General features: G+C 73.6%; 8 protein-coding genes. 3 read left to right on the top strand and 5 right to left on the bottom strand.

All coding sequences use genetic code 11. The features are described from left to right. The first annotated feature begins 102 nt into the window (after window positions 1-102). The gene (locus tag CCN51_RS28855; RefSeq protein ID WP_086860245.1) at window positions 103-3,039 is read left to right on the top strand and encodes a hypothetical protein; all 2,937 of its coding nucleotides are present in this window, start codon (window positions 103-105) and stop codon (window positions 3,037-3,039) included. Window positions 3,040-3,131: 92 nt separating this feature from the next. Further along, entirely contained in the window at window positions 3,132-4,067 is a 936-nt protein-coding gene (gene hemC, locus CCN51_RS28860; RefSeq protein ID WP_043489758.1) for a hydroxymethylbilane synthase, read from the top strand. A 98-nt stretch (window positions 4,068-4,165) separates the two neighbouring features. On the opposite strand, the gene CCN51_RS28865 is transcribed toward hemC, so the two are convergent. Continuing rightward, on the bottom strand, window positions 4,166-5,167 hold the full coding sequence (locus tag CCN51_RS28865; RefSeq protein ID WP_014175453.1) for a PhzF family phenazine biosynthesis protein: 1,002 nt from the start codon (window positions 5,165-5,167) through the stop codon (window positions 4,166-4,168). A gap of 97 nt (window positions 5,168-5,264) precedes the next feature. Between CCN51_RS28865 and CCN51_RS28870 the strand changes: the two genes are divergently transcribed. Continuing rightward, window positions 5,265-6,185, top strand: a complete 921-nt coding sequence (locus CCN51_RS28870; protein WP_014175454.1) for a LysR family transcriptional regulator — start codon at window positions 5,265-5,267, stop codon at window positions 6,183-6,185. A 94-nt stretch (window positions 6,186-6,279) separates the two neighbouring features. On the opposite strand, the gene CCN51_RS28875 is transcribed toward CCN51_RS28870, so the two are convergent. The 4 genes from CCN51_RS28875 to CCN51_RS28890 all read right to left on the bottom strand — a co-directional run. Further along, window positions 6,280-6,726 (bottom strand): nitroreductase family deazaflavin-dependent oxidoreductase, encoded by a 447-nt coding sequence (locus CCN51_RS28875; protein ID WP_014175455.1) that lies wholly within the window; start codon window positions 6,724-6,726, stop codon window positions 6,280-6,282. A 98-nt stretch (window positions 6,727-6,824) separates the two neighbouring features. Next, window positions 6,825-8,234, bottom strand: coding sequence for a phytoene desaturase family protein (locus tag CCN51_RS28880; RefSeq protein ID WP_014175456.1), 1,410 nt, complete (start codon window positions 8,232-8,234; stop codon window positions 6,825-6,827). A gap of 50 nt (window positions 8,235-8,284) precedes the next feature. After that, window positions 8,285-9,130, bottom strand: coding sequence for an inositol monophosphatase family protein (locus tag CCN51_RS28885; protein ID WP_014175457.1), 846 nt, complete (start codon window positions 9,128-9,130; stop codon window positions 8,285-8,287). A 97-nt stretch (window positions 9,131-9,227) separates the two neighbouring features. Continuing rightward, a partial coding sequence (locus CCN51_RS28890; protein WP_107426097.1) for an amidohydrolase family protein occupies window positions 9,228-11,421 on the bottom strand: 2,194 nt, incomplete at its 5' end.

Consider the following 11,421-nt stretch of genomic DNA (forward strand, 5'->3'; position numbering starts at 1 on the left):
GCCGTACTCCCCCTGCTGGCCCCGCCACGCCCGCCACGCCCGCGCCGCCCGGCCGCCGCGCGCTCCGCCCCTGCCCGACCCGCGGACGACCTGAGCCGTCTCATGCGCTTCCGGGAGGCGGCCTCGCCCGAGGCGTACCGCCTGGCGGCCCATCTGGCCGCGGTGGCCCCGTTGCCGGTGCCCGTGATGCGGCTGGTGCAGACGGCGGTGGAGTGGCAGGCGGATACGGGGCACCTCGCCGAGGTCTTCCTCGGCGGTCTGATGCGCCCGGCCGAGCCACCGGCCTCGGCGGGCCCGGGGCCGTTCCCGCCCCAGCAACGCCCCTTCACCTTCGCCGACACCGTCCAGCGCGCGCTGCTCGGCGCCGTGCCGCTACCCGAACTCAACCAGACCCGCGAGCTGATCGGCCGCCGCCTGAAGGAACTCGCGGGCAAATCCCCCGACTTCCCAGCCTGGCTCGCCCACCCGTCCGGCGCCGACCACCTCCCGGCGCGGGCCCGGCCCTTCGGCACGGTGGAGCAACGGCTGGCGGCCCGGCTGGGCGCGCCACCGGCACCACCGACACCACCGGCACTGACCAGGCTCCTGACGACGGGCCGTTGGCGCCCGCTGACGCCCGAGGACCCGCGCACCATCGGCCCGTACACGCTGCGGATGGCCGATCCGTCCGGGTTCCGCGTCACCACCTACATCGGGGACGAGGACGCGTACGGCGAACAGGTCGTCATCCACACCGCGTTCAGGGAACACGCGCCGCACGCCGCCGAGGTGCTGCGCGTACAGGCGGAGGCGCTGCGCCGGATGGACGGCCGGTACGCGGCCAGGCTGCTGCGGCAGGACCTGGACTGCCCGACTCCCTGGATCGCCGAGGAGCCCTTTGTCGCGGAGCGCCTGAGCGACATCCCGCTGAGCAGCGACGCGGACCGGGCCTTCGCGGTCGCCCGGCAACTCGCGGACGCGGTGCGGGTGTGCGCGGCGGAGGGCATGACGCACGGGGACCTGCGGCAGGGCACCGTCTATGTCTCCGACGACAACGAGCTTTTCCTGACCGCCTGGTCCTCGGCCTGCATCGACGGCGTCCCGTCGCCGGCGCTTGTCGGCGGGCCGCGGACCCCCGAGGACAACGTCCACGACCTCGCCGAGATCCTGCTGGACCTCGGCGGCGGGGCGCACTTCGGGGCCGACAGCGAACCGTACGACCTGTCGCACTGGCGCGGCGTCTGGCGGTCGGTACGCGATGTCGTGCTGGCCTGTCTGGCGCCCGATCCGGGCGACCGGCCGACGGCGCGGGAGGTCTGGGAGGCCTTCGAACGGTCCGATCCGGCTACACCGCCGCCCGTTCCCGTACCCGAGCCCGTGGCGGAATCCGCCCCGGAACTCGCCAGAGAGCAGCGGGCCCATGGCTGGACCCCCCTGTCGGACCAGGACCCGCGTTGGCTCGGGCCGTGTGCCTTGATCTGCCATATCCGCACCCACAGCGGCACGACCGCGTATGTGGGGCAGGGCCCCAACGGGGAGTCCGCCGTGCTGCGCACGGTGAACGAGGAGTCCGGGCGGCGGGGCGCGTTCGCCGAGCTGAGCACGGAAGCGGAAGCGCTGCGCCGGATGGCGGGCCGCTATGCGCCGAGGCTGCTGGGGCAGGACCTCGAAGGGGAACCCCCGTGGATCGCCGAAGAGCTGATCCTCGCCTCCGACGGCTCCCCGGCCCGCACCCTCACCGCCCTTCTCTCCGACGGCACGGCGGACGGCTGGGACGCGCGGACGGCGGCCGTCCTCGGCATGCAGGTGGGCGAGGCGGTGAGCATCTGCTCGGCCAAGGGGATGGTGCACGGCCATCTGAACACGGATACGGTGCTCGTCGCCGACAACACGGTGAAGCTGATCGGCTGGCAGACGGCCGTCATCGACCGGAGGTCCCGCCGTCTGACCAGGCGGCTCACGCCCGAGGACGACGTCTACGCGCTCGGCCAGATCTTGCTGGCCCTGGGCGGCGGTCGGCCGACCACCCGCGAGGAGCGCTGGCTCAACCCCCTCCCGCAGAACATCGGCACTCCGTCCGGGACCTACGCCAGCAAGAGCGTCGACTGGACCGGATCCCGGTGGGAGGGCGCGGCCTGGGAGCCGCTGCGGACCCTGGTCGCCTCCTGTTTGTTCAACCCCCGCCGGAACCGCCCGACGGCGGGCGAGGTCTCAGATGTCTTCTCCCAGGTGGTTGCGCGTACGGCCGCCCAAGGTGTCCGACCGGACGCCGGCGGGCAAGCGCTCAAGCACCGGCTCATCCGCGCGCCCCTGTTGCTGTTCCACCGCATCGCAGTGCTCGGTCTCAGCAGAGGCACCGAGGCGGCCAGGACCGCTGCGGCGCTCAGCGCGGTCTTCGCCTCCGCACGGCCGGATCCCGTCATCGCCGTCGATGTCAGTCCGGATACGGGCTGGCTGATCCACCGATCACACCGCGAGACCGACACGGGGCTGCGCGAGCTGGCCACCCTGCTGCCCGGTGCGCTCGCTCGCGCGGAACTGCGCCGGTTCACCTCGCGGACCCCCGATGGGCTGGAAGTCCTGGCCAGCCTCGCTCCGCCTGACCGCCCCATCGACGACCAGGACTACCGGCGCATCATGAACGCGCTCAGCGAGCGGTACCCGCTCGCGCTCACTCACGCGGCGGCGAGCCCCGGCACCGGGGAGATCACGTTGCCCGGAGTCCTGGACCTCGCCGATCAGTTGGTCATCATCTGGTCGGCGGAGAGCCGCAGAAGGCCGACCAACGTCGACGCGACCTTCGACTGGATCACCGCGCAGGGCCACGCCGAGTTGCTGCGCCGCAGCATCGTCGTGATCACAGGGGCAGACAATTTCAACCCGCTTGAACACACTGAGCTCGTCCCCCAAGGCGAGTGCCGCGCCATGATGGCGATCCCATACGACCCCCATCTGGCGAGCGGCCAGCCGCTGGACCTCGGCGCCCTGCGCCCGGGGACCCTCGCCCGCTACCGCGACCTGGCCGCCTGCCTCGCCGAGGGCTTCGTCGGGGCAGACTGAGCGGCGCTCTCACCAGCGCGGACGGAGGAAGCGTACGGGGGTGCCACCGGCCGGTGCCGGGGGCGCGCTGCGGAGGGCCTATGGTGTACGCCATGTCGTCCACCGACCTCATCCGCATTGTCTCCCGCTCCTCCCCCATGGCCCTCGCGCAGGTCGAGCGGGTCCGCGCCGAGCTGGCCGCGCTGCGTCCCGGCATCCGGACCGAGGTGGTGCCGGTCACCACGTCCGGCGACCGGTGGATGGGCGATCTTTCGGCGCTCGGCGGGAAGGGTGCGTTCACCAAGGAGGTCGACGCGGCGCTGCTGGCGGGCGAGGCCGATCTGGCCGTGCACTGCGTGAAGGACGTGCCCGCCGACCGGCCGCTGCCCGCGGGCACAGTGTTCGCCGCGTACCTCAAGCGGGACGACATCCGCGACGCGGTGGTTCACCCCGGCGGGTTGACGCTCGATCAGCTGCCGGAGGGCGCGCGTATCGGCACCTCGTCGGTGCGCCGCATCGCGCAACTGGCCGTCTCCCACCCGCATCTGGAGTGCGTGCCGATGCGCGGCAACGCCAACCGCCGCCTGGAGAAGCTGGACGCGGGCGAGTGCGACGCGCTGCTGCTGGCGGTGTCCGGGCTCGAGCGCATCGGGCGTACGGACCGGATCAGCGAGATCCTGCCCGTCGAGACGATGTGCCCGCCGATCGGGGCCGGGGTGCTGGCGCTGCAGTGCCGCGAGGACGACACCGCGACCATCGACGCGGTCTCCGGGCTCGGCGACGCCGATGCCTGGAAGGAGATCACGGCGGAGCGCATGCTCCTGCATGTGCTCCAGGGCCACTGCAACTCCCCCATCGCGGGCTACGCCAGGGCCGAGCGCGACGGCCGCCTCTCCCTGCGTGCCCGTGTCTTCAGCCCGGACGGCAAGACGGTGCTGGACGCGCACGAGTGGGCGGGGCCGCTGGACCCGGCGACACTCGGCACCTCGGTGGCGGTGGCCCTGCTGCGCCAGGGGGCGCGCGAGGTGATCGACACCATCCCGCACTGAGCACCGGTACTTTGCGGTGAGTATGAGACAAGGACACGCCGACAGCAGGGCGTGTCCTTGTCTCATACTCACCGCAAACTCAGGCGCCGGACGCACCCCTACGCTCCCGGGATCGCCACCGCCCGGCCCGTGACCCGCACCCGCTCCTCGTCGGGCCGTACGTCGACGAGAAGGTTGCTGGGGCGCCCCATGTCCTCGCCCTGCCGGATCCGGACCCTGGTCGGCTCCGTCACCAGCCCGAGCGCCCGCAGATAGCCGCCGAAGGCGGCGGCCGCCGCGCCCGTGGCCGGGTCCTCCACGACGCCGCCGGGCGGGAACGGGTCGCGGGCGTGGAAGTCGAAGCGGTCGGCGGCCTCGCGCCACACCAGGTGGACGGTGGTCCACTCGTGGACCCGCATCAGCTCCTCCAGCGCGTCGAAGTCGTAGTCCAGGTCGGCCAGCCGCTCGCGGGTGGCGGCGGCGAGGACGAGGTGGTCGTTGCCCGCGAAGGCGATATGCGGCGGAAGGGCCGGGTCCAGGTCGTCCCGCGTCCAGCGCAGGGCCTTCAGCACCTGCTCGGTCAGGGCCTCGTCGGCCGGGCGGGAGTGCGTGGGCGCGCTGGTGAGGGTGGCCTGCGGAGCCCCGCCGTCCGCACCGTTCCCGCCGTCCACGCCGTCCACGCCGTCCACGCCGTCCGCGCCGTCCGCGCCGTCCGCGCCGTCCAGGGTTGTCGCCACGCGGATCTCGCCCGCCATCGTGTCGAAGACCAGCTCCCCCGGGCCGATGCGCTCGGCCATCGCGACGGCGGTGGCGATCGTGGCGTGTCCGCAGAAGGCCACCTCGGCGCGGGGGCTGAAGTAGCGCAGCCCGTAGCGGCGCGCGGCCTCGTCCCGCGATGTGATGAACGCGGTCTCCGAGTAGCCGACCCGGGCGGCGACGGCCACCATCTCGGCGTCGTCGAGCGCCGTGGCATCGAGCACCACGCCGGCGGGGTTGCCGCCGGAGGGGTCGGTGGTGAAGGCGGAGTAGCGCAGGACCTGGTCGGTCTCGGTGGCCGGTGCGCCGGGTGCGGTGGACGTGCTGTCTGCGGTGTGTGCGGTGTGTGCCGTGTGTGCGGTCATGGAGCTACCGTTTCACCGGACCCTCCATCGCGTCCAACGATTCTTTTCGCTCACCTCCATCGAGAACCCCGATAGCCCCAGCTAGGCTGGGGTTCTGATGGATACCAGACTTCTGCGCGCCTTCGTGGCCCTGGCCCGCACCGGCAGCTTCACCGCCGCGGCCACCGAGCTGCATCTCGCCCAGTCCACCGTCACCGTCCAGATCCGTTCGCTGGAGCGGGAGCTCGGCACGCGCCTGTTCGACCGGCTGCCGGCCGGCACCACCCCGACCCCGTCCGGACGGCGGCTGCTCGAGGAAGCCGAGCGGGTGCTGGACGCCGAGGCACGGCTGCGGGCGACCGCGGCGGCCGGGAACGGCGCGGGGGTGGACGGGGCGGTGGAGGGCCAGGTGGCCCTCGGCGCGGGCGAGTCGCTGTGCTCGTCGAATCTGCCCCGGGTGATCGCCTCGCTGCGGCGCACCCACCCGGGCGTGGACGTCCATCTGCACGCGGCCGGTACCGCCGCGGCCGTGGAGGGGCTGCACTCGGGGCGGCTCGACCTGGTGCTTCTCCTGGAGCCGGAGATCGAGGCCGCCGACCTGGTCGCGCGGCCCATCGCGTACGAGCCGCTGGTGTACGTGGCCGCGCCCGGCCACCGGCTGGCCGGGCGCGGGGCGGGGTGGCAGGAGCTGGCCGACGAGAGCTTCTTCGTCCACGAGGAGGGCTGCTCGTACAGCGACCGGCTGGTGCGCTCCCTGCTCGCGCTGCCCGGTGCGCGGCCGCGGCTGACCCGGTTCGGCAGCATCGAGGCCGCCCGTTCCTGCGTGGCCGCCGGGCTCGGGCTCACGCTGCTGCCGCAGGCGACCGTGGAGCGGCAGCTGCGCGATGGCCTCCTGGCCAGGGTCGACGGGCCGCCCATGCCGCCCGTACCGGTCCAGCTCACCCGGCACCGCAGGCGCTGGACCTCGCCCGCGGGGCAACTGGTCGCCGATGAGCTGACGCGTCTGATCGGCCCCGAATCAGCGCCGCTCGGCCGCTGACGTCAGCCACGCTCGGATGCTGATGTCAGCCACGCCCGGCCGCTGACGTCGGCCACACCCGGCCGCTGACGTCAGCGGTTCCCGAACGCCGCTGTCAGCGGTCCTCGGCCGCCGGCTCCAGAACGAAGACCGGGATCTGGCGGTCCGTCCTCTTCTGGTAGTCCGCGTAGTCGGGGTACGCCTCGACGGCCCGCGCCCACCACTGGGCTTTCTCCTCCCCGTGGACCTCCCGGGCCGTCATGTCCCGGCTCACCGTGCCGTCCCGCAGCTCGACCCGGGGGTCGGCCACGACGTTGTAGTACCAGACGGGGTTCTTGGGGGAGCCGCCCAGCGAGGCGACCACGGCGTAGCTGCCCTCGTGTTCGACCCGCATCAGCGGGCTCTTGCGGATCTTGCCGGTCTTCGCGCCCCGGGTGGTCAGGAGGATGACCGGCAGCCCCCGAATCGACATCCCTTTGGTGCCGCCAGAGCTCTCGATCTGCTCGACCTGATCGCGTACCCACTTCTCGGGGCTCGGCTCGTACTCGCCCTGCAGAGGCATGGCTTCCGTCCCATCGTCGAACAACTCGTGACTGGCCCTCTCGCAGTATCCAACGCCCGGCCGCCGCCCCGACATTCCAGCGGGGCCGGAGGCCCGGGTCAGCCCCGGCCGCGCAGCCGCCGCCACACCGCGCGCGCCGCGTGGTGCCCGGACATGCCGTGCACCCCGGGCCCCGGCGGGGTGGCCGAGGAGCACAGGAAGACCGACGGGTGGGCCGTGGCGTACGGGACACGCGCCAGCTTGGGGCGGATCGCGGTCTGCAGGCCCGCGAAGGCGCCGCATGCGATGTCGCCGTCCACATAGTTCGCGTTGCGCACCGCGAGCTGGGGCGGCCCGGCCACCGCCCGCGCGAGTACGAGATCCCGGAAGCCGGGCGCGAAGCGCTCCATCTGCCGCTCTATGGCCTCGGTGGCGTCCCCGTCCCAGCCGCGGGGGACATGGCCGTACGCCCAGAAGACATGCTTGCCCGCCGGGGCGCGGGAGTCATCGACCACGCTGGGCTGGGCGGTGATCAGGAAGGGGACGTCGGGGGCGCGCCCGTCGGTGGCGGCCCGCAGCGCGGCGCCGATCTCACGGGCGGTGGGGCCGACGTGGACGGTGCCGGCGCGCCGGGCCTCCGGCGCGGTCCAGGGCACCGGGCCGTCCAGGGCGTAATCAATCTTGAAGACACTGGCCCCGTAGCGGAAGTGGCGGTACGCGTTGCCGAGCCCGGCGATCCGGGCCAGGGCGGTCGGTGACGTATCGAAGATGTACGCGCGGGCGGGCGGCAGCTCGTCCAGCCGCTTGACCTCCACGCCCACGTGGATCGCCCCGCCCTGCTCGCGCAGATACGACCCGAGCGCGTCCGAGATCGCCTGCGAGCCGCCGCGCGGGACGGGCCAGCCGACAGCGTGGCCCGCGAGCGCGAAGAACAGCGCCAGGCCGGCGGTGCCGATGCCGCTGGTCGGCGAGATGGCGTGGCCCGCCATCCCGGCGAGTATCGCGCGCGCCTTCTCATCGCGGAAGCGGCGGCTGAGGAGGGTGACGGGCTGGAGGGCGTGCAGTCCGAAGCGCGCCCAGGTGACCGGGTCGACGGGCAGCCCGTCCCATGCGGTGCGCAGAAAGTCGCGGGCGAGGTTGTCCCATCTGCCGACGTACGGGGCGACCAGCCGGCGGTACGTACCGGCGTCGCGCGGGCCCAGCGACATGGCCGTCTCGCCGACCGAGCGGGCCAGGACGGCGGCCGTGCCGTCCGGGAAGGGGTGGGCCAGCGGCAGCTCGGGGTGCAGCCACTCCAGGCCGTGCCGGTCGAGCGGCATGGCGCGGAAGGCCGGGGAGCCGATGCCCAGCGGGTGCACCGCAGAGCAGGGGTCGTGCCGGTAGCCGGGGAGGGTGAGCTCTTCGGTGCGGGCGCCGCCGCCGATCGTGTCGGCGGCCTCGAAGACCTCCACTTCAAAGCCGCGGCGGGCCAGTTCGACGGCCGCGGTCAGCCCGTTCGGCCCGGCACCCACCACGACCGCGTCGAGCATGGACGGCACGTCGGGTCTCCCTCCCCGTCCTGAGGACTCCTGAGGCTCGGTCAGCCGGCGGCCCGGTCAGCCGGGGTGGCCAGCAGGCTCAGGATATGCCGTACGGTCGCCGCGTCCCGCGCCGCGGTGAAAGGAAGCGCGTTTCCGCCCGTGATCCGGAACGGATCGCCGGCCAGCGTCGCGCTCGCGCCGCCCGCCTCGGCGACCAGCAGCAGCCCGGCGGCGTGGTCCCAGGCGTTCTCCCAGGTGAAAGCGGTCGCGTCCAGCAGGCCACGGGCCACGTTCAGATACTCCAGGCCGGCCGAGCCGCACGGGCGCGGCGCGACACCTGGTGTCCGCAGTACGGACAGGGAGCGCTTCTCCGCGTCCGTGGTGAAGTCGTAGTGCGAGATCGCGACGTCGAGCACCTTGCCGGGCTCGGGGTGGCCGGAGCGTATCGGCTCGCCGTTCAGCACCGCTCCCCCGCCGCGGCGCGCGACGGCCATCAGGTCCAGCGCCGGGGCATAGGTCCACGAGGCCAGCAGCTCACCGCGGTGGGCGAGGGCGACCAGCATCGCGAAGCCCGGATCGCCGTGGACGAACTGCCGGGTGCCGTCGACCGGGTCGACGATCCACACCGGCGCGTCCCCGCCCAGCGCGCCGAGCACGGACGGGTCGGCGTGCACGGCTTCCTCGCCCACCACGGCCGAGCCGGGCAGCAGCGCGGTGAGCGAGGCGGTCAGATGCTCCTCGGCCTGCCGATCGGCGATCGTCACCAGGTCGTGCGGGCCGTTCTTCTCGACGATCTCGTGGTCGGCGAGCTGCCGGAACCTCGGCATGACCTCGGCGGCGGCCGCCTTGCGCACCGCCTCCTCGACATCGGACAGTGCACCGGAGACGAGAAACTGCTCGAACATGCCCCTCATGGAACCATGTCCCGGCGACGGCCGGTGACCAGGCGGCGGCCACAGGATGGCCGCCGCGTGAACGGCCTCAGCAGCCGGTTCCCGGCTCTCAGCAGCAGCTGTGGTGGGCGTGCTCCTCCCGGTGCCACCAGTAGCGCTCGCGGGCGGGGCCCTGCGGTACGTCGGCCACGTGGGCGGCGGTGGCGGCTGAGGTGGGCCGTACGGCCGCCGCGCCCGAGGACTCCCCGCTCACCAGGTCGTCCACCGAGTGCACCACACCCCCCAGCACCACGCTCCGCACCGCCGCGGCCGCGCGGATGTCGCTGAGCGGGTCGCCCTCCACCAGCACCAGGTCGGCGAGCTTCCCCGGCTCCACGGTGCCCATCCGCGCGCTCATGCCCAGCGCCCGCGCGCCCTCGACGGTCGCGGAGCGCAGCGCCTGGTGGGGGGTGGCGCCGTAGCGGACCATGGCCTGGAGGTTGAGGTGGTAGTAGATGGCCGGGGGTACGAGCGGGCTGTCGGTGCCCACCCCGACGTGCGCCCCGCCCTCCAGCAGCCGGCGCACCGTGGCCCCGTGCCGGGCGACGAAGGCCAGCAGATCGGTGGGGACGGTCTGCTGCGCCGCCGCCACGCCGCTGCGGAACTCCTCGTACTCCGCCTCGCTCATCAGCGTGGTGAGCCGCCGGTCGCCGACCGCCCACTCGGCATAGCGGTAGAGCGCCGCCCGGGTGGCGGGCAGGCCGGCGCCGGACAGCCCGAAGGTCGGGGTGAAGGCCATACCGGAGGCGATCAGCGGCTCGGTCATGTCGTCGTAGGCGTGGCCGAGGTGGGTCTCCTTCTGGCGGCGGCCGTAGCGGCTGGTGCCGCCCAGGTGCTCGGTGCCGTCGGCGCCGAGGCCGAGCGGGCCGAAGAGATAGTGCGAGGTGGCGCGCAGCCCGAGCCGGTGGCCGCCGCGGATGGCGGCGCGCTGCATCGCGTACGGCAGCCGTACGTACGTCTTGACGAGGTCGTGGCCCAGCGCCTCGGCCTTGGCGAGTTCGCGCTCCAGCTCCTCGGTGTCGGTGACGGGGCGGCCGGAGGAGTAGTAGATGCGCGAGCCGTCGATCAGATCGCCCGCCGCGAAGACCCGGGGGCCGACGCGGCGCCCGGAGGCGGTGGCCTCCTTGGCCTCGACGGCGGCGTAGTGGGCGGTGCCGGGCGAGCGGACCGCCGTCACGCCGTACGACAGCCACAGCTTCATGGTGTCGGCCCGCTGCCAGGGGCCGTGTTCGTGGACGGCGATCAGGCCGGGCAGGGCGGTCAGGTGGCGCGCGTCGACGGTACGGCCACCGCTCCCGGCGCGGACCGATCCGCGCGCCACGATCGCCTTGATGCGGTCGCCCTCGATGACGATGTCGACGTCGCGGCGCAGCGTCTCGCCCGTGCCGTCCCACACCGCCCCCACCTGCACCACTGTCCGCCCGGTCGGCTTGGCGGGGCGCCAGGTCAGCTTGACCGGGACGGTCCGCGCGCGGCCCGTACGGGCGTCGGCCAGGCGCAGCCGGCCGTTGGAGAGGTAGAGCAGCGAGCGGGAGTCGGCGCTCCAGCTGGGGGCGTCGGCGGTCTCGCCGTTCAGCTCGCGCGCGGTCCCGGTCGGCCGCCCGGCGGTGTCCAGGGCGCTGAGGTGCAGGGTGCCGCCGACGATGTACGCGGTGTGCTTGCCGTCGGGCGAGTGGACCGGGCCCGCGTCGATGCGGTTGGCCAGGGACTTGCCGGGGACGGGGTCGTCGTAGTGCGCCTCGCCGGTGGCCAGTTCGACGGTCAGGACGCGGTTGAAACCCTCGCGGTAGCGGGCGGTGACGGGCGCCAGGGCGGCCAGCGAGAGCTTGCGGCCGTCGGCGGAGAAGGTGGGCCTGCCGGGCGCGTTGAGCGGGCCCGCGACCTTGCGTACGGCGCCGGTGGCCACGTCCACGGTGTGCAGGGTGCCCGCTCCGAGGCCGAAGGCGACGCTCGCGCCGTCGGGGCTGAACGCCGGGCCCGAGGCCGCGTCCTGGAGGTCGGTCAGCCGGCGGGTCGTGCCGTCGGCGATGTCGTACGTCCACAGGTCGGCGGCGCCGCCCCGGTCGCTGACGTAGACGAGGGCGGAGCCGTCGGGGGACCAGGCGGGGTCGGTGTTCAGGTGTCCGTCGGAGACGACGGCCTTGGGCGCGGAGCCCTTGCCCCTGGGCGGGTTGACGGGTGCGAGCCAGATGTCGCCGAGCGCGGCGAAGGCGATCCGCTCTCCGTCCGGGGAGAGGGACGGGGAGCGGATCGCCTTCGCCGCG

Source organism: Streptomyces milbemycinicus, assembly GCF_002154605.1.
In the GTDB taxonomy this organism is placed as follows: domain Bacteria; phylum Actinomycetota; class Actinomycetes; order Streptomycetales; family Streptomycetaceae; genus Streptomyces; species Streptomyces milbemycinicus.